Consider the following 26018-nt stretch of genomic DNA (forward strand, 5'->3'; position numbering starts at 1 on the left):
AATTGATGAATAATACTGGTTTAGAGCACAATCAACGCGAACAGTGGGCGTCGCGTTTAGGCTTTATGCTCGCTGCAATGGGTTCCGCTGTTGGTTTAGGTAACATCTGGAGGTTTTCCTACGTTGCGGGGGAAAGCGGAGGAGGCGCCTTCCTATTACTCTATCTAGTCTGTGTCATATTCATAGGTATACCCATTTTGATGGCTGAGTTCACGATTGGGAGACATGCCAAGAGTGATGCCGTCGGTTCATTTCAGAAATTAGCGCCAGGCAGACCTTATGTAATAGCTGGTTTCATGGGTGTTGCTTCAGCGTTTATCATTTTATCATTTTATGGCGTCATAGCAGGGTGGACACTTAAATACATTGTGAGTTACTTAACAGGTCAGATGGGAGCAGCGGTTGCTTCCGAAGAAGGTGTTGGCGCTTTCTTTGGTGGGTTTATTTCCAGTCCCGTTGAACCAATATTTTGGCAATTCCTCTTTATGATCATTACAATCAGTATTGTTTATATGGGTGTTAAAAAAGGGATTGAGAAAACAAATAAAATCTTGATGCCGACTTTAGCCGTTCTCGTCATCATTTTAGCTTTATACTCAATGAGCTTAGGTGGGGCATCAGAAGCATTTGCATTCTTGTTTTCTCCGGATTGGAGCATTTTTACAAACCCTCTAGACAATACAGAGGTTTACTTAGCAGCTTTAGGACAAGCCTTTTTCTCACTTAGCTTAGGGATGGGGGCTCTCATTACATATGGAAGCTATCTGTCCAAGAACGAGAAGCTACCGGGCGCAGCACTCGGTGTCGCCTCACTGGATACGACATTTGCAATTCTTGCAGGACTCATGATTTTCCCTGCGGTATTCGCTTTTGGTATTGATCCAGCGGAAGGTCCTGGACTCGTATTTGTAGTTTTGCCTGAAATTTTCGGAAGTTTAGGGTTCGTGGGGACGATTGTCGGTCTCGCTTTCTTCTTCCTTATAGCAGCTGCAGCATTATCTTCAGCAGTATCGCTATTAGAGGTTGCAGTGGCTTACTTCATGCGTCGCTTTAACTGGACTCGACAGAAAACAAGTATTCTTATCGGTGGCATTATCTTTTTACTCGGTATTCCATCATCTCTAGGGCTAGGTGTTATGGACCAATTCACTTATATTGGTGAAAGAGATTTCCTAGATAGCATGGACTTCATTGCGTCTAATATCTTTTTACCTCTAGGTGGTTTAATTATCGCCTTGTTTGCGGGTTGGGGATGGAATAAGACTGAGGCACTCAAAGAGTCTGACTTCGGAGATACGTTCCTCGGAAACGCGTGGATATTTGTTCTTAGATATGTTGCGCCGATTGTCATCTTTGTTATTTTCCTACAATCTAGTGGAATATTGAAAATACTAGGTTTTGAACTATAATCGAGGTCAAATATAGTAAACGGTGCACGATCTCGTAGCAAGCTAAAAAAAGGGCAGCTGATCCTTAGATCAGCTGCTCTCTTTTTTGTTCAAATGCTTCTATTTCATCTGCGTACAGTAATGTACGTCCTATATCATCCAAACCTTTCAGTAGTGAAGTTTTACGATGCTCATCGATATCAAATTGAGCATGAAAGTCTTGCTGATCATTTACTGTTTGCGCCTCGAGGTCAATGGTGAGTTGACCGTTTTCTTGTTGTGCTAATGTGAACAGCGTGTCCACTTCCTTTTCTGTCAGGACAATCGGAAGTATACCATTTTTAAAACAATTATTATAAAAGATATCAGCAAAGCTTGGTGCGATAATCACGCGAAAGCCGTAATCGAGTAAGGCCCAAGGTGCGTGTTCCCTAGAAGAACCACAACCGAAGTTTTGTCGTGCTATTAATACTGTGGCGCCATCGTATTGAGGGTGATTTAAGATAAAATCGTCGTTTATGACGTTGTCACTTTTGTAGCGCCAATCATAAAACAGAAATTGACCAAAACCTGTGCGTTCAATACGTTTTAGAAATTGCTTCGGTATAATGGCATCCGTATCCACATTTGCTCGATCAAGTGGCACTGCTTTGCCAGTGTGTACTATAAAAGGTTCCATAAGTTCCTCCTTAAAAGTTAAAAGTTGATATTTTGTGTAGGATATTTTGCAGGATAAGAGTTAAAACGACACAGAGCTTAATACCAAAACCAAGACTCTGTTTTGCTACTGCGTTTCCACACCATTGGTCTCTTGAACAGTTTGGGTTTTGAAGTTCCACTGTCTCACATCCACGAAATGGCCCTTAATAGCAGCTGCTGCTGCCATCATAGGGCTGACTAGGTGTGTACGACCGCCCTTACCTTGTCTTCCTTCAAAGTTACGGTTAGACGTTGAAGCACAGCGCTCACCCGGCTGCAAAACGTCATCATTCATAGCCAGGCACATGCTACATCCAGCATCTCTCCACTCAAATCCAGCCTTTGTAAAGACTTTATCAAGCCCTTCTTCTTCCGCTAACATTTTAACTGTTTTAGAACCCGGGACAACCATTGCTTGAACGTGTTCTGATACGGTATACCCTTGGACAATTTTGGCTGCTGCACGAAGATCCTCTATACGCCCATTTGTACATGAGCCAATAAAGACACGATCAATGTTAATCTCTGACATCGGTGTGCCTGGTTTAAGATCCATATACTCAAGGGCTAATTCGACAGCTTTTTGTTCTGTAGGGTTGTCATAGTCTGTAGGGGACGGTACGTTTTCATTAACTCCCGTACCGAGTCCTGGACTGGTGCCCCAAGTGACTTGTGGCGCTAGTGTTGATAGATCTAGCTCTACCCGGTCATCATATTGGGCACCTGGGTCCGTCTTCAATGCTTCCCAACTTTCAACAGCTTTCTCAAAAACATCTGCAGCTGGGGCGTATCGTCTTCCTTTGAGATAAGAATAGGTCGTTTCGTCAGGGGCCATCAATCCTGCTCGAGCGCCCCCCTCGATAGACATATTACAGATGGTCATGCGTTCTTCCATTGATAAATCGGATAGGACAGCGCCTGTGTACTCAATGACACAACCAGTGGCAAAGTCTGTACCATATTTGGCGATGAGGCCGAGTATCATATCCTTTGCACTGATCCCGTTTGGTCTGTCTCCCTTAAAGTGAACCTCCATCGTTTTAGGCTTAGACTGAGGTAAACATTGTGTCGCTAAGACATGTTCAACTTCGCTAGTGCCTATACCAAATGAGAGTGCACCAAAGGCACCGTGTGTAGATGTATGGCTGTCTCCACACACGATTGTCTTACCAGGCCAGGTTAAACCTAGCTCAGGTCCAATAACGTGAACAATCCCTTGATCAGGGTGATCGAGGTCAAACAAAGGAATGTCAAACTCCTGACAGTTCTTTTCTAACGTGCTCATTTGTTTTTTAGAGACCGGATCTTTGACTGTAGGTAAACCTTTAGTCGGTACGTTGTGGTCCATGGTGGCATAAGTGAGATCTGGACGGCGCACCTTCCTGTTATTGAGTCGGAGCCCTTCGAATGCCTGTGGCGAAGTGACTTCATGAATGAGATGTAAATCGATATAAAGAATACTAGGTTGGTTTGGCTCCTCTACAACCACATGTCTATCCCATATCTTTTCAAATAGTGTTTTCTTATCGGTGCTCATCGAACTTCTCCTCCCCATTGCACATTAACATGCCGGATCAATTGTTTGTGTCAAATTTTCAGACAATTAAATTTTAATAATTTATTCTAGCACAAAAAAAATTTTTTTGAAGCCTAATAGTCAGAAAATTATAATAAAACAAACAATAAGAATGGCGGAATCACGCATATGTAAACGCTTAAAAAATTTTAACAATCATTTTTGCTGAAAGCGATTACAGTAAAAATGGCTTAATAAAGGGGGTTGAAAAGCTTTTGAGGCTCGTGTATGATTATCAGCAATAAAATTATTTTCTGTTTAGAATTTTCTGATAACACGTTGAAATGAATGAAGGTTATTTAAGTCAAACTTTAACCTTCAACTTGTCTATAACGGTTAAACGAAAGGTTGACTAGGGTTCCACTTTCAAAGCTGTTTACACGGTGTTGGGTGACATTATGATAGGTGAAGCACACAGCACATTGTATACGTTGCGTTGGAAGGCTCGGTCCAAGCGTCAACAAGCCAAGCGATGGCTACACCGTGAGGAAAAAAGCCTCTGCGGAAGGTTTCGTTTACTCAATCCGAGGTAGGAATGGGTTTTCAAATCTTCTAGGGGTATTTTTTTGTACTTTTTTTGTTCGATTTTCTTACACGAAAAGGAAAACAACCAGATCAAAGTACAGGGGGAGGCTACAATGACAACCAAGGTAAAAACGAGAACGATGAGTGAGGAGACACATGGATCTCTCAAGTCTAAACCCATACGTGGAGCAGAAATGATTTTTGAGAGTTTGGAAAGAGAGAAGGTAGAGGTTATCTTTGGCTATCCAGGTGGAGCCGCACTGCATATCTATGATGCCCTTTACCAAACGAACATGAAACATATTTTAGCTCGTCATGAGCAGGGCGCTATCCATATGGCAGAGGGGTACGCCAGAGTGACAGGTCAACCCGGTGTCGTCATTGCGACGTCCGGACCAGGGGCAACGAACTTAGTAACAGGCTTAGCAGACGCTTATATGGACTCACTCCCCCTTGTGGTCCTAACGGGTCAGGTGGCGAGTGGCGCCATTGGGACGGATGCTTTTCAAGAGGCGGATGTCCTAGGAATTACCATGCCCATCACCAAACATAACATGCAGGTTAGAGATTTAAACGATTTGCCTCGTATGATAAAAGAAGCGTTCTATATTGCCACAAACGGCCGAAAAGGACCGGTACTCATTGATATACCGAAGGATATATCCGGTGGTGAGGCGTCATACGAGTATCCTGAAAAAGTCTCTCTAAGAGGATTTAAACCGACCACTGTCCCAAACATATTACAAGTTCGTCGAATGAAAGAGGCCGTGGCACAAGCTAAAAAACCTCTGATTTTAGCCGGGGCAGGCGTTTTACACGCCAAGGGCCACCAAGAACTGGTGACCTACGCTGAGCAAGCACAGGTACCCGTCACTCACACGTTACTAGGATTGGGCGCGATGCCGGCAGGTCATCCACAGTTTCTAGGCATGTGTGGCATGCATGGAACTTATACCGCCAACATGGCTATACAGGAGGCCGATCTGCTGATATCTATTGGGGCAAGGTTTGACGATAGAGTAACGGGGAGACTTGATCAATTCGCTCCTCACGCGAAGGTCATTCACATTGATGTAGATCCAGCTGAGATCGGTAAAAATGTCCCTACTGAAATACCTATTGTAGGGGATGCGAAGCAAACGCTATCCATGTTGTTAGAGGAGGACGTGGTATCGGCACAGTCTTCTGAATGGATGAAACAGTTAAACAAGTGGCAGGAAACTTATCCTCTGTGGTACGAAGACGATGAAGCGACACTTAAACCACAGAAAGTTTTAGAGACATTCAGTGAGCTGACAGATGGAGAAGCGATTGTCACCACAGACGTAGGACAGCATCAGATGTGGGTCGCGCAATACTATCAGTTTAAGCAGCCTAATCGCTGGGTCAGTTCAGGCGGGCTTGGCACCATGGGTTTTGGTTTCCCTTCTGCTATAGGAGCGGCATTGTCACAGCCTGACCATCCCGTTTACGCTGTCGTAGGTGATGGAGGGTTCCAGATGAACATTCAAGAGCTAGCAACAGTAAAGGATTACAACATACCTGTCAAAACCATTGTTTTAAATAACGGGTCCCTAGGGATGGTCCGACAATGGCAAGAGGTTTTTTACGAGAAACGCTACTCTGAATCAATGCTGAACCAGAATCCTGACTTTGCAAAAGTGTCTGAATCGTTCGGCGTCAAAGGTTTGCGCGTGACAACGATAAAAGAATTTGAAGAAGCCATTACCCACAGTTTGAACTATGATGGCCCCATGGTGATTGATGTCGCCATTACACCTGGTGAAAATGTATTCCCGATGGTGTCTCCTGGGACTGCTTTACATGAGATGGTTGGTATTTCGAAGGGGGGAATGTAATGCGAAGAGTCGTATCTGTCATTGTTAACAATTCTTCGGGCGTACTGGCGCGATTATCTGGCTTATTCGCTCGACGAAGTTTTAACATCGAGAGCTTAACGGTAGGGACGACCGAGGATCCAACACTCTCGAGGGTGACCCTTGTCGTACACGGAGACGTTGCGACAACGGAACAAGTGATTAAGCAGTTATATAAATTAGTGGACGTACTGAAAGTAACCGACCTCACAGAAGAGAAAATGATGGCGCGGGAATTAATGTTAATTAAAGTCACCGTTAATCATCAAACGAGACAAGAAATTAACCATCTCATTGAACCATTCCGAGCGTCAGTAGTCGACGTTGGAAGGGAGTCAATCACTGTTCAGACCACAGGTGATATAGAAAAAAACGAGGCGTTAATAGATTTGCTTCGACCCTTTGGAATTAAGGAACTAGCAAGAACGGGTGTGACTGCAATGGCGAGAAGCCAGCAGAAAGTTCATCCGGTGCAGCAACTATTGACTTAATGTTTTGAAATAAAAGTGATCTTCAACATCAACATCAAATAAAAAGGAGAGAGTCACAATGGCAAAAATGTATTATGACGATCAAGTTTCATTGAGTGTGCTAGAAGGAAAAACGGTAGCAGTTGTCGGTTATGGGAGTCAAGGGCACGCTCAGGCACAGAACCTACGCGACAGTGGTATCTCGGTCGTAGTCGGACTCAGAGAAGGACGGTCTTGGGACCAGGCGGTTGAAGATGGCTTTGTGGTTGCGTCACCAAAGGAAGCAGCAGCACAAGCTGACGTCATCATGGTCTTACTGCCGGATGAAGTACAGGCAAAAGTATACGCTCAAGAATTGCAAAGTGAATTAGTACCGGGGAAAGCACTACTATTCTCCCACGGCTTCAACATTCACTTCTCACAAATCGTCCCGCCACAAGGTGTTGACGTCGCTTTAATTGCACCGAAAAGCCCAGGTCATTTGGTCCGTAGGGTTTTCGAAGCGGGTGGTGGTGTTCCCGGATTAGTGGGTGTTTATCAAGATGAGAGCGGAAAGGCTAAAGAACTTGCATTGGCGTATGCAAAAGGGATTGGCTGTACGAGGGCTGGCGTCATTGAAACGACGTTTAAGGAAGAGACTGAAACTGATTTGTTTGGAGAGCAGGCCGTGCTATGTGGCGGTGTGACGGCCCTTATTAAATCAGGTTTTGAAACGTTAACGGAAGCAGGATATCAGCCTGAAGTTGCCTATTTTGAGTGTTTACACGAGATGAAACTGATCGTTGATTTACTCTATGAAGGTGGTCTGTCGTACATGAGATACTCAATCTCAGATACAGCGCAGTACGGAGATTTTATGGTCGGTGACCGTATCGTGACAGAAGAAACGAAGCAAGAAATGAAAAAGGTTCTACAGGAGATTCAGGACGGGCAATTTGCGAAGAGTTGGATACTAGAGAATCAAGCGAATCGCCCGGTATTTAAAGCAATCCAAGCGAAGGAAGAACAACATGACATTGAAAAGGTCGGAAAAGAACTAAGGGACATGATGAGTTGGATTAAGGATAAAAAAGTCCCTCAGGAGGTGAAATAACACCATGAGACAAATTGCTGTCTTTGACACGACCCTCCGAGACGGAGAGCAGTCACCAGGCGTCAACTTAAATTTGGAAGAGAAACTAGAGATTGCCCAACAACTAGAAAGGTTAGGGGTGGACGTGATAGAAGCTGGGTTTCCGGCAGCTTCCCCCGGAGACCTAGAATCGACAAAGGCAGTTGCTCACGCATTGAAAAATACGAGTGTCGCAGGGCTAGCACGCGCCAATCACAAGGACATAGACGCGGCGTGGGAAGCGTTGAAAGACGGCGTGAAACCGAGGTTGCATCTGTTCTTGGCGACCTCTCCTATCCACCGCGAGCACAAGCTGCAAATGAGCCAGGACCAAGTCATAGAGAAAGCCGTAGATTGTGTGAAATACGCCTCACGTTACTTCAAAGATATAGAGTTCAGTGCAGAAGATGCAGGGAGAACTGAGCTGCCCTTCTTGCGAGATGTTTTCACAGCTGTGATTGAAGCAGGGGCCAAAGTTGTCAACGTCCCTGATACAGTGGGGTATATGACACCTGAAGAGTATGGGAACGTCTTTCGTTATTTGAAAGAGAATGTACCCAATATAGATCAAGCGGTGCTAAGTGCTCACTGTCATGATGACCTTGGGATGGCAGTGGCTAACAGCTTAGCGGCTGTCCAAAATGGGGCAGACCAGGTGGAAGGCACGATCAACGGCATTGGAGAAAGAGCGGGTAACGCCGCACTTGAAGAAATTGCTGTGGCGCTCCAAATTAGAAAAGATTTTTACGAAGCACAGACGACATTAACGCTTGAACAACTAGCGAGAACAAGCAAGGTTGTGTCTAGCTTAACGGACTTCGAGGTTCCTCGAAATAAAGCGGTGGTCGGAGCCAATGCCTTTGCTCATGAAGCGGGTATCCATCAAGATGGCATGCTCAAAGAGCGTACAACATACGAAATCATTTCACCTCAAATGGTGGGATATGATGCGACACAGCTCGTTCTTGGCAAGCACTCCGGACGTCATGCTCTGAAGGAGCGCCTAGAATTCTTGGGCTACTCGGTGAGTGAGGAACACCTAAAAGAAGTGTTTAAGAAATTCAAAGGGCTGGCAGATAAAAAGAAACAAGTATTGGATGAAGATATTATCGCCCTGCTCCGTGAAAGTACTCGATCACAGGATCAAGATCAGTACGCACTAGAGTATATTCACGTCTCATACATGAACTCGATTGCCACAGCGACGATTAAGTTACAAACACCTGAGGGTGTCAGTGTAGAGGAAGCGGCCATTGGCTCAGGAAGTGTTGAGGCAATATATAACACGATCGAGCGCATGGTGAGTATGAATATCCATTTGTTAGATTACAAGATACGCTCTCTTTCTAAAGGGCGAGATGCACTAGCGGAAGTGCAAGTGACCGTATCATATGAAGGAATGACAGGAACAGGAAAAGGTGTGGACCACGATGTACTTGGCGCTAGTACCAAAGCCTTTGTCGATAGTATCAATAGATTAAGAAAAATGAGTAAACCTAAACAGTTTATGGAAGATAAAGAGGAAGAGGAGACCACTCACTGTGTTCTAGATTCATTTAATTAAGAATGGCTTTAAAAAAGATACAAAAGTTGCATTTTGAGATATACAGGAGTGGAGAGGAGAATGGAACGGAAAATGAAAAAAAAGATCATGATTTTACCCGGAGATGGGATCGGACCAGAAGTTGCACAGGAAGGACGTAGGGTATTAGAACATGTGGGTCGGCACTTTGGTCACTCATTTGAAATAAATGAAGGTCTCATTGGTGGCCACTCACTGGACACATATGGCGAACCGTTAACAGATGAAGTGCTACAGCAGTGTAAGGACGCAGACGCCGTCCTGTTAGGGGCCGTAGGGGGGCCAAAATGGGATCAAAATCCCGGGGAGTTAAGGCCAGAGAAAGCCCTATTAAAGTTAAGAAAAGAACTAGGCCTATTCGCAAATCTACGTCCAGTAGAAGTTTTGGCCCCGTTAGCGACTGCCTCCCCGTTAAAAAAAGAGATCGTAGCTGACGTTGATCTCCTTGTTGTAAGGGAACTGACAGGTGGTTTGTATTTCGGTAAAAAAGAACAGGGCCAGACACCAGGTGGTGAAAATTGGGCTGTTGACGAACTTATTTATAGTGAACATGAAGTAGAGAGAATTGCACATGTTGCTTTCCAGACGGCAAGAAAGAGAAGAAATAAAGTGACATCCGTTGATAAAGCTAACGTTTTAGAGTCTAGCCGATTATGGCGTGCCACTGTAGAGCGTGTGCATACTGAATATCCCGATGTTGAACTAGAACACATGCTAGTGGATAACGCGGCCATGCAGCTCATTCGCTCACCGAAACAATTTGATGTTGTCGTAACAGAAAATATGTTTGGAGACATCCTCAGTGATGAAGCGTCCGTTTTAGCAGGATCGATAGGATTAATGCCATCTGCTAGCTTATCTGCTTCAGCAGGTCTAGGCTTATACGAATCGGTGCATGGGAGCGCACCAGATATTGCAGGGCAGGAAAAAGCGAATCCATTGGCCACGATTTTATCAGTTGCGATGTTACTGCGTCATTCATTCGACTTAAACCCGGAAGCACAACTCATTGAGAAGGCAGTTAAACAAGTGATTAAAGATGGTTACCGTACACTAGATATCGGCCAAGGTGAGACAGTTGGTGAGACTCAGGTATTAGGAACAACGGACATGACCGACGCTGTCATCAGTCGTTTAGATCAGTCCATCACACAAACGGAGAAAGTTAAATAGGAGGGGACAGTAATGGGGGAACGTTTAATATATATGTCAGGTAAATACGTGCCTTTTTCCGAGGCAAAGGTATCTGTGTTCGATCATGGTTTTCTATATGGCGATGGCATTTTTGAAGGGTTACGTGTCTATGAAGGTAACATATTTAAGTGCCGTGAGCATCTCGTACGTTTATATGAATCAGCGAAGTCGATCATGTTAGATATTCCACTAAGCATTGATGAACTAGAAGACCTTGTAGCGGAAACGGTACGTGTAAATGAATTGGAGAACGCCTATATCAGATTAGTGGTCTCTAGAGGGAAAGGAGACCTGGGCATCGACCCGTTTAACTGTCCAGAACCTGAGATCATCATCATCGCAGATCAAGTTCGTTTATTCCCGGATGAACTTTATGAGGAAGGCTTAGATATCGTGACAGTACCCACCAGAAGAAATACACCAGATGCGTTGAATCCTAAGATTAAATCACTTAACTATTTAAATAACGTGCTCGTTAAAATTGAAGCAAAACGTGCTGGCGTACTAGAGGCCCTTATGTTGAACCATGACGGTTATGTATGTGAGGGAAGCGGGGACAATATTTTTCTCGTGAAGCGTGGAAAGCTCATCACACCTCCTGGATACCTTGGAGCTTTAGAAGGGATTACCAGACAGACCGTCATCGATATTGCGGAAGAAAAAGGCTATGTCGTGAAGGAAGAACCGTTTACGAGACATGACGTCTACGTGGCGGATGAAGCCTTCCTCACAGGTACAGCAGCTGAAGTCATCCCAGTTGTTTCAGTGGATAGCCGTAAAATTAACGATGGAACACCGGGTGAAGTTACAAAAGAAATGATCCAAGCCTTCCGTCAAGCGGTGACACGTCTAGGCAGACACGTTTACCCTGAGAAAAAAGTCAATGTTTCCGCTTCCTAAAATAATCACAGCGACATACAACATTGCAGTAAACAGTTGGTAAGAGAAGTGTTAGTTTTGTTATCATATAAGAAATTTTTAAAGCCTATTCAAGTCCGTGTGAGTCACAAAACGGTCATTTGAATAGGCTTTTGATCGTGCTATAATGAAGGAAATTAATACGGGACGAGACATAGAGGAGAGGAATACTTTGAACATAAAAAAGTCCAGATGGCACGTAGGTGTACTGGTAGCATGCTTAACGCTAGCATTATCGGGATGCTTGCCAGGAGATGAGGCTGAAGAAACCCTTGATTTGGATGACGCCCCTCAATTTGTGGCACCTTCAGTACAAGTCGAAGAGAAGTATTATAGAGGGTTAAACCCATTTGTGGCCAGCGAAACGAGGGGATCTTTAGAGACCTATTTGCCTAACTTTCGTTTAGATTCCGGTCGCTTAGAGTTGGGCCTATTAGAGATTGCTCAGGATTATTACTCTACTGAGGAGCATTTATTCAGAGAGGGCCAGCTGATTACGCAATCAGAATTGAGCAGTTGGCTACGCAAAGAGAGTGAAGATAACCCCATGGGGCTTAATCCTAGTGACCGTAATGAGCGTACTCTCGTGCATATACTCGAACACAATTATTTTAACCTTAAAGGGGACGCCTTGAACGGGGTGGTTATTGGACTTTCATTATCCCCATACTATACCAAGGAAGTTGAAAATGAAGATGGCACGATAACGACACAGCCCGATTATGAGACCGAAGAAGAATTACGTACTATTGGCTTTGATATTGCTAATGAAGTGGCTTCGAGAGTGAGGTCTAAGATTAATCGCTTAGATGAGCGACATACTGATACACCGATTATTATTGCCTTATATCGTTTGGAAGATAGCAGCTCACAGGTACCAGGAAATTTCCTTTCCGTTGGTACGGTAGGTCCACAAGACACTCAGCTTGACTGGCAAACGATCAATGAAACGTACTTGTTTTTCCCATCAGGAGCACTAAATGACTTTGATGAAGCACGCGAAACAAATTACGCAGATGACTTTAGAGAGTATCGGCGGGATGTGGAGGAATTTTATCCCAATTACGTCGGTATCGTTGGAAAAGGAAGATTCATCGACGAGCAGCTAGTGGAGTTAACGATTAATGCCAATACAGAATATCAATCCAAAACTGAAGTCATTCAGTTAACGCAGTTTTTGGGCGCAACAGCGATTGACACTTTTCCTGAACATGTCCGCCTCAATATCTACACCGAGTCTGTTAATGAACCACAGTCTATCTTTATACGACCTCCGGGAGGAGAACCGAGTATGCATATTTACAGAGAATAGAGAGCAATAGAGATTAGAGAACGACAGAGACGAAAGGAACGACGAAGATTGGGAAACGATAAAGATTAGAAACAGATGTTAAAACCAACTCCCTTAACTGTATAAAACAAAAGTAAGCGCTTGGACCTTGTCCAAGCGCCTTTTTTATATGTATCACCTATCAATATATATAGATCCAATCCGCAAATTCAGTATTAGAAAGTGCATATTGTATGTCCAAAGCTTCATTTTCTAGCTCATATCTGACCATACAGTAAGGATAATGATTGTCTTCTTGCTTAATCACAAAGTCTATGAAAGATCCGTCTTCGCTCCACTTTACCCCAACAATATTGTTAAAGCTCTCCTCAGTTAAAGGTGTGATAACACTGTTTTCAAGATCATAGATGGCAATCGTTTCCCCCTGTTCTGTACCGTATGCGAACGCGATACAATGGCCATCTGGTGCCCAGGTGGGGTGTTCTATATGGTCCCCCTCGCCAATCGCACTAACAAGGCCTTCAGTTGGATTAAGATAGTACGTGGTAGACTGTGACTCAGTGGTGACGGACAAGACGATCATTTCTCTATCGGGTGATAAAAAAGCTTGTGTTAAGTGAAGATAGTCTTCAGGTTTAGGAATCGTGAGTTGTAAAGCCCCCTCCACCGTGCGAACATCAATTGTATCCTCGGGGTGAGCGTCAATCTCATATTTACCTAACCCAATCGCATGTACAGGCTGGTATCCATCTTCCTGCTCAAAAACAAAGCCGTGATTGTAAAAATAAGTACCACTCAATACTTCCCAGACGGATTGCTCGAGCGTGGGATATTCACTAACGGGAGGCTCAGCGCTTGTTTGAGTGTTATCGTTGTTTGTTTCGCTCCCAGTCTGCTTTTCCGGGTCCACAGGCGTTGTGGTATGCCCCGTATCAAACAAAGCACATGAAGACAATAAAATGATTAAAACCATATAAATGAACAGATGGGATAATGGTTTTGAAACCATAAACACCCCCCTCTCTATAAATCTATTATAAACAAATATGTATTTTTTTGGAACAAGAAAATATGGACAAGAATTGACAATAGTTTAGTATAATTCGCCCCTTAACTGTCCAATATTTGGGTAAAGGGGGCGTTTTGTCATGGGTCGATCTTACCTTTCCATTCATGAGGCCAGAAGGCAGATTAACGAGACGTTTGAATTTCATACAGTCAGTCAAGGGACTTATCTGGTTCAGTTAAAAGGAGTAAAATCGTATCGATTATGGGTTGCTAGAGTTAAGATACTCATGCAAGTTAAAAAACCTACGTGCCTAAAAGGTAAGCCCTATTCAATCAGTACCAATGGGCGTCATTTTATCTACTCCAACATCCCTGAAGGTCAACATATTGAGGTTGTAGGGAAGAACCTTAGACGTATACACCCACAGTATTCTATCGCTTTTTTAAAATCATTCATTTAAGTCACACTATTGATATAGACGTATTGAGGTGACCAAAATGTTTCGCTATGTATTACCTTTAGTCATATCTTATTTGTGTGTATACGTATTAATTCCTATCGTAAAGCGTTGGGCCAATCAATACCATATTGTCGATGAGCCCACAAAGAGAAAACAGCATAAAGATACGATACCCTTGACTGGGGGGATAGCCATCTTTTTAGGTGTGAATTTTTTGTTATTTATATTCTTAGGTTTTCACCGTATGACATGGCTATTTTTTATTGGAAGTTTACTCGTTGTGGGTGTAGGGGTGCTTGATGATTGGTACAAAGGGCGGCAAAAAGAGCTATCCCCTTGGCCTAAGCTCCTCGTACAGTTTTTAACAGCAACGTTGGTATATTGGGGAGGCACCAGGATTGTTGGTGTGACTCATTGGTTTGGATCGGGTGGGGAGGAGAATTTTTGGCTATTCCCTCATTGGTTGGCTTTTCTAGCAACCTGTTTGTGGATCGTTGGCATTATGAACATGTTTAACTTTATAGATGGTATGGATGGTTTGGCAGCGGGTGTCAGTATCTTTGTGACCCTAACCCTTTTTTTTATTTCTTTTCTGAAGGGAGAACTCACCATCGCATTATGCGCTATGATTCTAACAGGAGGTATTTTAGCTTTCTTAAGGCATAATTTTCATCCGGCTAGTATTTTCTTAGGGGATGCAGGAGCCCTCTTCTTAGGGTTTTCTGTTGCCTTCTTATCAGTAGAAGGAGCGATGAAAGGGGCTACTTTAATTACCTTTGTCGTCCTTATATTAGCTATGGGCGTCCCTGTTTTTGACACTTTACAGGTGATTTTAACGCGGCTAAAGGAGGGAAGGCCGATATACGTCGCGGACCGCTCTCATCTTCACCATCGTTTGTTGTCTTTGGGGTTGAATCAGAGACAAGTCATCGTCATATTGTATTTAATCGGTATAGGGTTGTCTATCACGTCTGTGTTATTGTTTTTCATTTTTGGATAATTGAGAAACGATAGCAGTCCGACTGGCTAGTGAAGTATTGAATCGCCTTTTTAACTTTGATATTATCAATTTAATGTAGAAAAATATTTGCTTTATCTTAGGGTAGGACCCTGTGTGAAAGAGTTCACGAGGCAACAAATGGTATATGTGCATAATTGCTTTTGAGCATTTCATATAAGTTTTTAAATTATATTGAGAGTGGAGGGAAGATCATGACTATTTCAAAAAAAGACGTTGAGCATGTGGCGCACTTGGCTCGTTTAGAGTTAAGCGATGAAGAAGCAAACATGTTCACGAAGCACTTAGATGATATCTTAACATTCGTGGCCAAGATGGATGAATTAGATACAGCGAATGTGGAACCCACTAGCCATGTGCTCGATTTGAAAAATGTGACGCGTGAAGACGAGGTTAAACCTTCTTTGTCAGCCGAGGATGCCTTGAGAAACACCGAGGAAAAAGAAAATCAGCAAGTCAAAGTGCCGAGTGTACTAGGCGGATAAGGAGGGGAAAACATGTCATATTTAAATCAATCACTGAAAGACATACATACGCAACTGCATAACAAAGAGCTGACCGTCAAGCAACTTGTCGAAGAAGCGCTTCAGCGTATCGAAGACGTCGATGGGGAGATACAAGCGTTTATAACAGTAGATGAACAAGGGGCCAAACAAAAAGCGACTGAACTGGACAAGCAGGCGGATACCGAAGGAAATCGGGGCTTATTGTTTGGATTGCCAGCGGGTATCAAGGATAATATTTCAACGAAGGATGTACGTACCACATGCGCGAGTAAACTGTTAGACAACTTTGTCCCTGTCTATAACGCAACAGTGGTCCAAAAGCTAGAAGAGGCACAATCCGTGATGCTTGGAAAGCTGAATATGGATGAATTTGCCATGGGATCTTCTAACGAAAACTCAGGATATACAGCGAGCCGGAACCCATGGCATACGGATTATGTACCAGGAGGCTCTAGTGGGGGTGCAGCGGCAGCTGTAGCTGCGAGAGAAGTATACTTTGCTTTAGGTTCAGATACAGGGGGTTCTATCAGACAGCCTGCTGCTTTCTGCGGTATTGTCGGTTTAAAACCGACGTACGGTCTCGTGTCTAGATTTGGACTAGTCGCTTTCGCTTCATCACTAGATCAGATAGGCCCATTAACCAAAACGGTTGAAGACGCCGCATACGTGTTGCAATCTATTGCTGGCCATGATGCCAAGGATTCAACGTCTGCCGATGTAGACGTACCAGATTATATGTCAGCTTTAACGGGCGACGTGAAAGGATTACGTATTGCCGTTCCTAAGGAATATATCGGAGAAGGCATTGACCCTGAAGTGAGAGAAAAAGTCTTAGCCGCTTTGAAAACATTAGTATCGATGGGTGCAACATGGGAAGAGGTATCCTTACCTCATTCTGAATACGCTGTACCGAGTTACTATATTATCGCTTCATCCGAAGCTTCCTCTAACCTCGCGCGATTTGATGGTGTGCGTTACGGTAAACGCGCACAAGGAGCGGAAAACCTACTAGATTTATACAAGAAAACGAGAAGCGAAGGCTTTGGGGACGAGGTTAAAAGAAGGGTTATGCTAGGGACCTACGCGCTTAGTTCGGGCTATTACGACGCTTACTATAAAAAAGCACAGAAAGTACGTACTTTGATCAAGCAAGACTTTGAGAATATACTTGAACGCTATGATGTCATCGTAGGGCCGACTACACCGACAACAGCGTTTAAGGTAGGGGAAAAGGTCGACGATCCATTAACCATGTACGTAGAAGATATTTTAACCATACCTGTTAATTTGGCTGGGGTGCCAGCGATGAGTGTTCCGTGCGGCTTCTCCCAAGAGGGATTACCGGTCGGACTACAGATTATAGGCAAAGCATTTGATGAGTCCACTGTATTAAGGGTGGCACACGCTTACGAGCAGCACACAGATCATCATCGCGCAGTTCCAGCGCTAGGGGGCAAGCAGTCATGAGTTATGAAACGGTCATAGGTTTAGAAGTACACGCAGAACTATCAACAGAAACAAAAATCTTCTGTCACTGTTCAACAACATTTGGAGCGCCTCCGAACTCACACACGTGTCCCGTTTGTCTTGGACATCCTGGTGTGTTGCCTGTCCTTAACCAAAAAGCGTTAGAATACGCCATCAAGGCGGCGCTGGCCTTGAATTGTGAGATTTCTAAGGATAGTAAGTTTGATCGTAAAAATTATTTTTATCCCGATTCGCCTAAGGCGTATCAGATCTCACAATACGACCAGCCTATAGGAAAGAACGGCTGGATTGAGATTGAGGTCGGTGGAGAGAAAAAGAAAATAGGGATTACGCGTCTGCACCTAGAGGAAGATGCGGGTAAACTGACGCATGTCGATGGTGCCAACCACTCTCTCGTCGACTTTAACAGAGTAGGCACACCTTTAGTTGAGATTGTGTCCGAGCCGGACATTCGATCACCAGAAGAAGGTTACGCTTATCTGGAAAAATTGAAAGCCATCCTTCAGTATACTGAGGTCTCTGATTGTAAAATGGAGGAAGGCTCCCTCCGCTGTGACGCTAATATTTCCATTCGCCCAAAAGGACAGGAGGCTTTCGGAACACGGACCGAACTGAAGAATATGAACTCCTTTAAAGGGGTACAAAAAGGTTTAGAGTACGAGGAAAAACGTCAAGAAAAGGTACTCACTTCTGGTGGAGAAGTCGAGCAAGAAACGCGGCGTTGGGACGATGCCAAACAGGAAACAGTCCTTATGCGTGGCAAAGAAGAAGCCCATGATTATCGCTACTTCCCGGACCCAGACCTCGTAAAGATGAAAATAAGTGACGCCATGCTCGATCAGATTAGAGAGACAATCCCGGAGCTACCTGATGCCCGTAAAACGCGGTATATGCAAGATTATGGCTTATCTAGCTATGACGCCGGGGTCATTACAGCATCTAAGAATCTAGCTGACTTCTTTGATGAAGCTAACCAATACTGTGAAGATCCTAAGCAGGTAGCAAACTGGATGATGGGGGAAGTGCTAGGCTATCTCAATGCGAATGATAAGGAGATAGAGGATGTCTCTCTCTCACCGAAGGCACTCGGCAGTTTAATTGGCTTGATTGAAAAAGGGACGATCAGTGGGAAGATAGCTAAAACCGTCTTTAAAGAACTAATGGAAGAAGGGGGAGACCCAGAACAGATTGTACAGGACAAAGGCCTTGTCCAGATCAGTGATGAAAGCGAGTTGACACAGTATGTACAAGAAGTTCTTGATCAGAATCAACAGTCAATCGATGATTACAAAGCCGGCAAGAAGCAGGCCGTCGGTTTCCTAGTAGGTCAAATTATGAAGAAGACTAAAGGAAAAGCGAACCCTCAAATGGCTAATAAGCTTATTATTCAAGAGATTGAAAAAAGATAACCTTTGACTGGGTACTTCAGTAGAGGGTTAATAATACGGACATTGAAATAATTGAAGGGGGGATAATATGTCCCTCTTCTTTTTTATATTCGAAGTCATTCTGTCATTCTAGAGTTAAAATAACAAAAGAAGTGCATGGTAAAAAATACCTAAATACTCGTACCGTCATTGACAGACTGAAGTGTACCCCGTTAAAGTAAAAGTACGGGAAATTCAGCCTTTTTAATGCAACCGATTGCACCTTTTTTAGAGGAAAAATTGATGTAGGTCAATTCATTTTTTTTGTCACTATATGCAACCGTTTTCCCAAAATCGGAAGGGGCATCCGCTGAATCATTCCGATAATCAGCTTGAGGGGAGAGATTGATTTGAAGGTAAGATTGACTTTGAGGGTGTTCACTCTTTTAGCTACCATGTTTGTCTTATTGTTTGGCTTTTTACTACAGGGCTTTCAGGCACAGGAAGCACGAGCTCAGCACACGGGGACCAACGGAACAATAATGCAGTTCTTTGAATGGTATGTACCTAACGATGGAGAACATTGGAACCGCTTACAAAATTATGCCTCAGAATTGAGTGATGTAGGTATCACGGCTGTGTGGTTGCCACCTGCTTATAAGGGAACGAGTCAAGATGATGTGGGCTACGGTGTGTATGATCTTTATGACCTAGGTGAATTTAATCAACAAGGAACGGTGCGTACAAAGTATGGGACGAAGCAACAACTGCTCGCGGCGATTGATGCACTTAAACAGAACGGTGTTGATGTTTATGGTGACGTGGTCATGAACCACAAAGGCGGGGCAGATTTTACAGAAAGGGTCGACGCTGTAGAAGTCAATCCGTATAACCGTAATGAAGAAATTTCAAGCACATACCAGATCGAAGCTTGGACAGGATTTGACTTCCCTGGTAGAGGAGAGACATACTCAGACTTTAAATGGCGTTGGTATCATTTTGACGGGACAGACTGGGATGAGAACAGTCAGCAGGAAGGAAAGGTATACAAATTTAGAGGTGATTATAAAGGCTGGGACTGGGAGGTTGATAACGAAAATGGAAATTACGATTACCTTATGTACGCGGATTTAGATATGGAACACCCTGACGTTGTTAACGAGCTTAGACATTGGGGAGCATGGTATACGAACGCTTTAGATTTGAACGGTTTTCGCTTAGATGCAGTCAAGCATATGAAGTTCGATTTTACAAGAGACTGGCTCAATCACATCAGACAAAATACAGGGAAAGACCTGTTTGCAGTAGCTGAGTTTTGGGCTAATGATATCGCCAAGCTAGAAAATTATCTACAAAAAACTGATTGGAATCACAGTCTGTTTGATGTGCCCCTTCATTTTAATTTATATCAAGCCTCCAATAGTCATGGTCAATATGATATGAGGACCATTTTTGATCACACCTTAGTACAAAAGCACCCGCAACATGCCGTGACGTTCGTTGATAATCACGATACACAACCGGGCGAATCATTAGAATCTTATGTCCAAGAATGGTTTAAGCCCTTGGCCTATGCTCTTACTTTGACACGCCAGGATGGTTATCCTAGTGTCTTCTACGGGGATTACTATGGTATACCGAGCCATGGTATATCACCGATGAAAGATCAGATCGATCCAATATTAGAAGCGAGAAAAGACTACGCCTACGGGAAGCAACATGACTATCTTAATCACGAGAATGTGATAGGTTGGACGAGAGAGGGTGACGTTGACCACCCTAATTCTGGCTTAGCCACGATCATGTCAGATAGTGATGGCGGGTCTAAGTGGATGTATGTCGGTCAGGATAAAGCGGGGCAGGTGTGGCACGATCTAACAGGTAACCGATCCGATTCAGTGACGATTAATGGAGACGGATGGGGGCAGTTTCATGTGAATGGAGGCTCCGTTTCAATTTGGGTTAATCAATAAAGCGAATATAATTGTGTATCAGCTTCATTTTAGGGACCCGTAACAGGGTCTTTTTTCTTTGGAGATATAATCCTCAAACGACTAGCATAGAATGAAGATGACAAGCATTGGAAGAAGATGTATGATGAGAATAGGTGATAATATGCAAAAAGCGAGAATTATTTATAATCCCACATCTGGTAGGGAACTTGTAAAGAAAAAATTACCCGATATCTTGGTCACATTAGAACAAGCGGGGTATGAAACGTCGGCTCATGCCACCACTGGAGAGGGTGATGCCACCCGTGCAGCACAAGATACTATTCGTAGAGGTGTCGATCTTGTTGTGGCGGCCGGTGGTGACGGCACAGTTTATGAAGTGATTAATGGTTTAGCTGAACAGGAGCATCGCCCCCAGTTAGGCATTCTCCCCGCAGGGACAACGAATGATTTTGCCCGTGCTCTAGGTATACCGAGAGATTTGGATGAGGCGTGTAACATTATTGTGGCAGGTCACACGCAACCGACAGACATAGGTAAAATAAACGACCAATATTTTATAAACGTCGCTGGAGGCGGCACGTTAACCGAACTGACGTATGAAGTGCCTAGTAAGTGGAAAACAATGTTAGGACAACTAGCCTATTACGCTAAAGGGGTCGAAAAGCTCGCCTTATTAAAGCCTACAAGGGTGCACTTAAAGACAAAAGATACGTTTATAGATGAAGAAATCATGATGTTTCTTGTCGCTAACAGCCAATCGATAGGGGGACTAAACAAAATTGCACCGGAGGCAAATTTACAAGACGGTCTCTTTGATGTGCTTGTTGTAAAAAAGACAAGCATACCAGAATTTATTAAGATTGTGACGTTAGCCTTAAGAGGTGAACACTTTAAGGACCCTAGAGTCATCTATTTTCGAACGCGTGAGCTGAAAGTGACCTCGAAAAATAACGTACAAATGAATCTAGACGGGGAGTTTGGTGGACACCTTCCTGCCCATTTTAAAGTGCTGCACGAGCATTTACATGTTTTTGTTCCTTTGAGACCAAAAAATAAACAAATAACGGAAACGAAATAAGTCCCATTGTATAGTCCAAATGGCTGAGTGAAGGACAGAAATGACAGGGCATTTTCGAATGTTTATAAAGTGATGCAAAAGTCATGGGTCTATATTCACAATACATTACCAAATTCATGGTAAAAAGGAGGATTTGTCAATGTCACCCTTTCATCGTCGTTCAAAAGTATGGCTCATTCTTTCGATTGCTGCTATGGTGTGCCTCATCTTTCCATTTCAAGTTTTAGCAGACGAGGCACAAGGTGAAGTAGGGAAAACGGTGGTCTCACTTGGCAATGATTTGTCTGATGACCAGCAACAACAGCTCTTAGAAGAAATGGATGTTGTTGAAGAGGATGTTGATATCCTTTATGTTACAAATGAAGAAGAGTATCATTATCTCGGAGATTACTATAGTGCTTCCGAGATTGGTTCTAATGCGATCTCATCCGTGCGTATTACACTGACGGAGGAAGGGTCTGGGATTGAGGTCAAAACGAATAACATTACCTCTATCACCCCCGAAATGTACACCAATGCACTCGTCACAGCAGGGATTCAGGACGCAGAAGTGTATGTCACCGCACCAACAGGTGTCTCAGGAACGGCGGCCTTGACAGGTGTGTTAAAAGCGTTTGAAGTGGCAGCAGATACAGATATTAGTGAAGAACAAAAAGAAGTGGCTAATGAGGAAATGGTGCGTACGCGAGAACTAGCCGAAAGAATTGGAGCCGAAGAAGCCGCTGAGCTCGTGATGCGCTTGAAAGAGGCTTTAGGTGAGCAAGAGTTAAACACGGATGAAGACTACCGTGAGTTAATCAATAGAGTAGCAGCTGAATTAAATATAGAACTTACAGAAAAAGATGTTGAGTCATTGGTTCACCTTCTGAAAAGGATTAAAGACCTCAACATCAACTGGGACCAAGTTGGGCAGCAGCTGAGACATATTAGAGATAATCTGGGAGATATATTACAACGAGAGGAAACAGAGAACTTGATTCAAAGCATACTAAACTTCCTCATCGAATTAGTGGAACAGATAAAAGACATGTTCGGTCAGGGACAAAGTAATGAAGAGGGGTGACCCCGTATGAATGGATAAAAAAGCATATATACTATACGAAGGCGTGGCTTAATACAGTCATGCCTTTTTACTTGTAAAAAAAGAATGCAAATTTAATATATAAAAATTGATATAAAAAAGAACTTTTTGTTCGTATAGCAGGTAGTTAATATGAAAGGAGGTTTGGCGTGTGGACAATGACACAATCAAACAGATAAAAGAAGGCGATCGCGCTGCATTCCGAGTCTTATACGACAAATATGCTCATTATGCCATAAGAGTGGCCACGGCTGTCACGAAAGATGAGAGTCTAGCAGCAGACGCCGTACAAGAAACATTCATACGCGTCTACCAACATCTGGACCAGTATGACGAAAATAAGCCTTTCAAACCATGGTTTTATCGTATTTTACTCAATGAGTGTAGACGTATTCTCGAACGCTCAGGCAAACTAGTGCCCTTAGATCAAGAGTGGGATAATGATCAGTCACTAGCCAAACAGGATGAATACACCTTCGAACAGTACGGTGACTTATACCAAGCCATTACCAATCTAAAGGGCTTATATCGTATACCTCTCATATTAAAGTACTTGCATGATTTGTCAGAACTCGATATTGCCGAAGCGTTAAATATAAAGCATAACACCGTCAAATCTAGGCTATTTAAAGCAAGGCAACTTTTGAGAAAGGCCTTAGAACAAGAAGAGGCAAAGGAGGGATCTTGATGGGCAATCATAAAGACAAATTAATCAAGGAAAGTCTGGAAAAAGGGACAGATCCTTCCGTGGAACAAAAAGAGAAGATTTGGTCTGCCATCGAGAACCGTCTTGATCAGCTCGATAGTGAAGCCAAAGACAGCAACGTTCACAAGTTACCATCAACTCACGAAGCGGCTCCACACGTCCATGATATGGGGAAACAACAGTTAGAGAGGGGAAAAAACAACATGAAGAAGACACGTACGGCTAAAAGTAAAAAGTGGGTTATAATCACAGCCACAGCTGCAGGTCTGTTATTAGCAACGATGTTTGCCACTGCAACGGAGCAGGGGCAGGCGTTCATCTCTCAAATCAGGCAGTGGTTTGAACCAGAAAAAGAAATTGAACAGGAGCTAGAAGGTATGCCAGAAGAGACGGATGTTAATCTGCATGAGGGCGAGTCCAAGAGCGAAGAAGAAGCAGACTTTATCATCTATGTTGATGAAGAGCGGTATGAAGTGATAGAGAACGATGACGTTTTTCGTATTGAGGCGGATATACCGGCTGATTATCCTGACGTTTATATGGAGATCACCCAAAACACATCGATCGACCCTCAAGATGCCATTAATGAGATACACGACACGTTGTTAGACACGTATCCCGTTGTAAGAGACATTGAACAAGTGGAGGACCCCGTGAGTGGTTACAGTGTAAGGGCTCTAGGAGGTCAAGAATGGGATAGTGAAGTTGTTGTATATTACGTGGTCAGTAATGAGTTGGAAGGTAGTTTCATTATCAAACAACAATACTTTTTAGAAGCAGCAGAAGGTCATGGGGCACGAATGTTCCACATGCTTCGAGAATTTCAAGTGGTTCGAGGGGAGCCGCAAGAATAGAACGATAGGGTGCCAACCACCTAAAATGGCATTTTGCCAAGAAGCCAATATAAAAAATTGACAATACCACAATGCAAACAACAAGCTTTTAAAAGATCGCCCTGCAGGCTGATGTGGGGCGGTCTCTTTTTTGGAAAAGGGTAAGCAGTGTGGTACAATGCCATCAGATATATTCAAAAGCACTCACCCGAATAAATTTCAGAAGGACTCAACCAAATAAAATCAAAAGGAATCAACCAAATAAAATCAAAAGGACTCAAATGAAGTTAACAATGCCAATCGCAGTTCAATGGGCTGTTAGGCATATATAGAACAGAAAGAGTGACGATCATGGCCAAGCGAAAAAAGCAAACGAAGCAAACAACTGAAACCAAGCAAACAACTCAAAAAAAGCGTAAGCAAGCCAAAAAACAAGCAGCAAGCCCTGGCTTTACACCGGTCGTAGAAAAAAACGATATCATCGATTTGACGATAGATGATCTGAATCATGAAGGAATGGGTGTTGGAAAGTATCAGGGGTATACATTATTTGTAAAGCATGCCTTGCCTGGAGAAAGCATCAAAGCGAAAGTGTTAAAAACGAAAAAACGCTTCGGCTACGCAAAGCTACTTGAAAGATACGAATCCAGTACAGCACGTGTGACACCACTATGTCCTATTTTTGATCAGTGTGGGGGCTGTCAGTTGCAGCACCTGCAGTACGAAGAACAATTGAGGCAGAAACAACGACAAGTACAAAGTCAACTCCAGAGGATGGCACATTTAGACCTAGACAAAGTGAGTGTCCATCCCACATTAGGCATGGAGGACCCATGGCGATACCGCAATAAAGCCCAAGTGCCGATCGGTGAACATGAAGGCGGCCTGATCGGGGGATTCTATCGTCAGGGCACACACGATATCATAGATATGAATGAATGTTTAATCCAACATGAGCAGAATGATAGCTTGGTCCAGCAAGTTAAAGATACAGCGGAAAAGCTAGGCATAACAGCCTACAACGAAAACACGCATCAAGGGTTACTTCGCCATGTGGTCACTAAGTATGGCTTCAAAACGGACGAGCTCATGGTTGTCCTCATCACCAATGGCGACCAGCTTCCACACCAGGATGAACTGATTAATGCGCTTAAAGCCAAGCTCCCTCAGTTAAAAAGTATCGTTCAAAATGTGAACACAACACGTACAAACGTGATATTTGGTGATGTCACACGTGTCCTTTGGGGAGAGACGTACATCTATGATTACATTGGTGATATTAAATTCGCTATTTCTGCCCGTTCATTTTACCAGGTCAACCCGCAGCAAACGGAAGTTTTATACGCCAAAGCGTTGGAATACGCCGATTTACAGGGAAACGAAACGGTCATAGATGCGTATTGTGGAATCGGAACGATCTCTCTGTTTCTAGCACAGCAGGCTAAGCGTGTGTTAGGCGTTGAGGTGGTTCCAGAGGCTATCTCTGATGCAAAAAGGAACGCTCGCCTCAATCATTTAGAGAATACTGATTTTGCTGTAGGGGAAGCGGAAAAAGTGATACCATGGTGGCAAGCACAAGGGGTTCATGCAGACGTTATCGTTGTTGATCCCCCACGCAAAGGGTGTGACGAGGCCTTACTTCAGACGATCACAGACATGAAACCTCAGAAAGTTGTCTATGTATCCTGTAATCCCGCTACACTCGCCCGTGATCTCAAAGTGCTTGAAGAGGGAGGATTTGAAACCAAGGAGGTTCAGCCTGTGGATATGTTCCCGCACACAAGCCATGTGGAGTGCGTCTCGCAGATCGTCTTAAAGGATGATTAAAGGGGCTCTTTTCTTTTTCAAACCCTCATAGTTGAAGTTTATCTTGTACCATATAAGTC

Annotated in this window: 22 protein-coding genes; 19 read left to right on the forward strand and 3 right to left on the reverse strand. The window is 43.6% G+C overall.

What is annotated here, in order from left to right:
• Positions 1–5: 5 nt before the first annotated feature.
• Positions 6–1409, forward strand: a complete 1404-nt coding sequence (locus tag JKM87_RS13560) for a sodium-dependent transporter (RefSeq protein WP_202080912.1) — start codon at positions 6–8, stop codon at positions 1407–1409.
• 64 nt (positions 1410–1473) lie between these two features.
• Here the strand turns inward: JKM87_RS13560 and leuD are convergent, their stop codons facing one another.
• Together leuD and leuC are read right to left on the reverse strand one after the other, a co-directional pair.
• The gene (gene leuD / locus JKM87_RS13565) at positions 1474–2067 is read right to left on the reverse strand and encodes a 3-isopropylmalate dehydratase small subunit (protein WP_202080913.1); all 594 of its coding nucleotides are present in this window, start codon (positions 2065–2067) and stop codon (positions 1474–1476) included.
• A gap of 105 nt (positions 2068–2172) precedes the next feature.
• The gene (gene leuC / locus JKM87_RS13570; RefSeq protein WP_202080914.1) at positions 2173–3624 is read right to left on the reverse strand and encodes a 3-isopropylmalate dehydratase large subunit; all 1452 of its coding nucleotides are present in this window, start codon (positions 3622–3624) and stop codon (positions 2173–2175) included.
• Between the two features lie 677 nt (positions 3625–4301).
• On the opposite strand from leuC, the gene ilvB reads away from it, so the two are divergent.
• The 7 genes from ilvB (at position 4302) to JKM87_RS13605 (ending at position 12652) form a co-directional block, all read left to right on the forward strand.
• Positions 4302–6047, forward strand: coding sequence for a biosynthetic-type acetolactate synthase large subunit (gene ilvB / locus JKM87_RS13575; protein WP_202080915.1), 1746 nt, complete (start codon positions 4302–4304; stop codon positions 6045–6047).
• Positions 6047–6556, forward strand: coding sequence for an acetolactate synthase small subunit (gene ilvN / locus JKM87_RS13580; RefSeq protein WP_202080916.1), 510 nt, complete (start codon positions 6047–6049; stop codon positions 6554–6556). The genes ilvB and ilvN overlap by 1 nt, the downstream gene beginning before the upstream one ends.
• 58 nt (positions 6557–6614) lie before the next feature.
• Positions 6615–7628: a ketol-acid reductoisomerase gene (gene ilvC / locus JKM87_RS13585; protein WP_202080917.1), complete on the forward strand. Its 1014-nt coding sequence runs from the start codon at positions 6615–6617 to the stop codon at positions 7626–7628.
• Positions 7629–7632: 4 nt separating this feature from the next.
• Positions 7633–9210, forward strand: coding sequence for a 2-isopropylmalate synthase (locus tag JKM87_RS13590; RefSeq protein WP_202080918.1), 1578 nt, complete (start codon positions 7633–7635; stop codon positions 9208–9210).
• A gap of 72 nt (positions 9211–9282) precedes the next feature.
• Entirely contained in the window at positions 9283–10401 is a 1119-nt protein-coding gene (gene leuB, locus JKM87_RS13595; RefSeq protein ID WP_202080919.1) for a 3-isopropylmalate dehydrogenase, read from the forward strand.
• 12 nt (positions 10402–10413) lie between these two features.
• The gene (gene ilvE, locus JKM87_RS13600) at positions 10414–11322 is read left to right on the forward strand and encodes a branched-chain-amino-acid transaminase (RefSeq protein WP_202080920.1); all 909 of its coding nucleotides are present in this window, start codon (positions 10414–10416) and stop codon (positions 11320–11322) included.
• A gap of 190 nt (positions 11323–11512) precedes the next feature.
• Positions 11513–12652, forward strand: coding sequence for a CamS family sex pheromone protein (locus JKM87_RS13605; RefSeq protein ID WP_202080921.1), 1140 nt, complete (start codon positions 11513–11515; stop codon positions 12650–12652).
• Between the two features lie 160 nt (positions 12653–12812).
• On the opposite strand, the gene JKM87_RS13610 is transcribed toward JKM87_RS13605, so the two are convergent.
• Complete coding sequence (locus JKM87_RS13610) at positions 12813–13640, reverse strand: hypothetical protein (RefSeq protein WP_202080922.1); 828 nt, start codon at positions 13638–13640, stop codon at positions 12813–12815.
• A gap of 139 nt (positions 13641–13779) precedes the next feature.
• On the opposite strand from JKM87_RS13610, the gene JKM87_RS13615 reads away from it, so the two are divergent.
• The 11 genes from JKM87_RS13615 to rlmD all read left to right on the forward strand — a co-directional run bounded on the left by JKM87_RS13615 (position 13780) and on the right by rlmD (position 25959).
• Entirely contained in the window at positions 13780–14100 is a 321-nt protein-coding gene (locus tag JKM87_RS13615) for a hypothetical protein (protein ID WP_202080923.1), read from the forward strand.
• A gap of 37 nt (positions 14101–14137) precedes the next feature.
• Positions 14138–15100: an MraY family glycosyltransferase gene (locus JKM87_RS13620; protein WP_202080924.1), complete on the forward strand. Its 963-nt coding sequence runs from the start codon at positions 14138–14140 to the stop codon at positions 15098–15100.
• A gap of 212 nt (positions 15101–15312) precedes the next feature.
• On the forward strand, positions 15313–15603 hold the full coding sequence (gatC, locus tag JKM87_RS13625) for an Asp-tRNA(Asn)/Glu-tRNA(Gln) amidotransferase subunit GatC (protein ID WP_236838832.1): 291 nt from the start codon (positions 15313–15315) through the stop codon (positions 15601–15603).
• Positions 15604–15615: 12 nt separating this feature from the next.
• On the forward strand, positions 15616–17091 hold the full coding sequence (gene gatA, locus JKM87_RS13630) for an Asp-tRNA(Asn)/Glu-tRNA(Gln) amidotransferase subunit GatA (protein ID WP_202080925.1): 1476 nt from the start codon (positions 15616–15618) through the stop codon (positions 17089–17091).
• On the forward strand, positions 17088–18521 hold the full coding sequence (gene gatB / locus JKM87_RS13635; RefSeq protein WP_202080926.1) for an Asp-tRNA(Asn)/Glu-tRNA(Gln) amidotransferase subunit GatB: 1434 nt from the start codon (positions 17088–17090) through the stop codon (positions 18519–18521). Before gatA ends, gatB begins: the two co-directional genes overlap by 4 nt.
• Before the next feature lie 413 nt (positions 18522–18934).
• A complete protein-coding gene (gene amyS / locus JKM87_RS13640) occupies positions 18935–20452 on the forward strand; it encodes an alpha-amylase (RefSeq protein ID WP_202080927.1) in 1518 nt (505 codons plus the stop codon).
• Positions 20453–20594: 142 nt separating this feature from the next.
• Complete coding sequence (locus JKM87_RS13645; protein ID WP_202080996.1) at positions 20595–21512, forward strand: diacylglycerol kinase; 918 nt, start codon at positions 20595–20597, stop codon at positions 21510–21512.
• A 139-nt stretch (positions 21513–21651) separates the two neighbouring features.
• A complete protein-coding gene (locus JKM87_RS13650; RefSeq protein ID WP_202080928.1) occupies positions 21652–22575 on the forward strand; it encodes a DUF1002 domain-containing protein in 924 nt (307 codons plus the stop codon).
• A 169-nt stretch (positions 22576–22744) separates the two neighbouring features.
• Positions 22745–23281, forward strand: a complete 537-nt coding sequence (locus JKM87_RS13655) for a sigma-70 family RNA polymerase sigma factor (protein ID WP_202080929.1) — start codon at positions 22745–22747, stop codon at positions 23279–23281.
• Entirely contained in the window at positions 23281–24153 is an 873-nt protein-coding gene (locus JKM87_RS13660; RefSeq protein WP_202080930.1) for a hypothetical protein, read from the forward strand. The genes JKM87_RS13655 and JKM87_RS13660 overlap by 1 nt, the downstream gene beginning before the upstream one ends.
• A gap of 330 nt (positions 24154–24483) precedes the next feature.
• Entirely contained in the window at positions 24484–25959 is a 1476-nt protein-coding gene (rlmD, locus tag JKM87_RS13665; RefSeq protein ID WP_202080931.1) for a 23S rRNA (uracil(1939)-C(5))-methyltransferase RlmD, read from the forward strand.
• The last annotated feature ends 59 nt before the right edge of the window (positions 25960–26018 follow it).

Origin of the sequence: Caldalkalibacillus salinus (genome assembly GCF_016745835.1) — a bacterium.
Taxonomy (GTDB): Bacteria; Bacillota; Bacilli; order Caldalkalibacillales; family JCM-10596; genus Caldalkalibacillus_A; species Caldalkalibacillus_A salinus.